Consider the following 271-nt stretch of genomic DNA (forward strand, 5'->3'; position numbering starts at 1 on the left):
GCTCTCCCAATGGTTGTTGCCGGGCTTTGACCAGGCCAACCTGGTGATGGTGTATCTGCTCGGGGTGGCGATCGTCGCGCTGTTCTTCGGCCGTTGGCCCTCGGTACTGGCGGCGGTGATTAACGTCGCCAGCTTTGATCTGTTTTTCGTCCAGCCTGAATGGTCGTTTGCCGTCAGCGATATGCAGTATCTGCTGACCTTCGGCGTCATGCTGATCGTCGGCATCACCATCGGCAACCTGACCGCTGGCGTGCGTTATCAGGCGCGAGTG

Annotated in this window: 1 protein-coding gene; it reads left to right on the forward strand. The window is 59.4% G+C overall.

Translation table 11 applies throughout. The features are described from left to right. Positions 1-271, forward strand: a 271-nt coding sequence (locus SAZ04_RS22115) for a DUF4118 domain-containing protein (RefSeq protein WP_332699752.1), incomplete at both ends; no start/stop codon positions are given.

Origin of the sequence: Halalkalibacter lacteus (assembly GCF_036663595.1) — a bacterium.
In the GTDB taxonomy this organism is placed as follows: Bacteria; Bacillota; Bacilli; order Bacillales; family Bacillaceae_D; genus Halalkalibacter; species Halalkalibacter lacteus.